Here is an 818-nt window from a genome sequence, read left to right as displayed (position 1 = left end):
TCGGAGTGAAAGGCTAATCAAGCTCGGAGATAGCTGGTTCTCCCCGAAAGCTATTTAGGTAGCGCCTCGGACGAATACCACTGGGGGTAGAGCACTGTTTCGGCTAGGGGGCCATCCCGGCTTACCAACCCGATGCAAACTCCGAATACCAGTGAGTACTATCCGGGAGACACACGGCGGGTGCTAACGTTCGTCGTGAAGAGGGAAACAACCCAGACCGCCAGCTAAGGTCCCTAAATTCCAGTTAAGTGGGAAACGATGTGGGAAGGCTCAGACAGCTAGGAGGTTGGCTTAGAAGCAGCCATCCTTTAAAGAAAGCGTAATAGCTCACTAGTCGAGTCGGCCTGCGCGGAAGATGTAACGGGGCTCAAACTGGATACCGAAGCTGCGGCAGCGTGCTTATGCATGCTGGGTAGGGGAGCGTTCTGTAAGTCTGTGAAGGTGTGTCGAGAGGCATGCTGGAGATATCAGAAGTGCGAATGCTGACGTGAGTAACGATAATGGGGGTGAAAAACCTCCACGCCGAAAGACCAAGGTTTCCTGCGCAACGCTAATCGGCGCAGGGTAAGTCGGCCCCTAAGGCGAGGCTGAAGAGCGTAGCTGATGGGAAACGGGTTAATATTCCCGTACTTCTTATAACTGCGATGGAGAGACGGAGAAGGCTAGGCCTACCGGGCGTTGGTTGTCCCGGGGAAAGGCAGTAGGCTGGGATCTTAGGCAAATCCGGGATCCTAAGGCTGAGAGCCGAGACCATTGGACCTTTGTGTCCGAGAAGTGGTTGATGCCCTGCTTCCAGGAAAATCTTCTAAGCTTCAGGT

1 rRNA gene is annotated in these 818 nt (G+C 54.0%); it reads left to right on the top strand.

The annotated features are described in order from the left end of the window. A 23S ribosomal RNA gene (locus A6D6_RS21630) occupies nucleotides 1-818 on the top strand; the annotation flags it as partial.

Source organism: Alcanivorax xiamenensis, assembly GCF_009846745.1.
Classification (GTDB): Bacteria; Pseudomonadota; Gammaproteobacteria; order Pseudomonadales; family Alcanivoracaceae; genus Alloalcanivorax; species Alloalcanivorax xiamenensis.
Note: the sequence above shows the minus strand (reverse complement) of the source record. Positions and strands in the feature narration are given on the sequence as shown.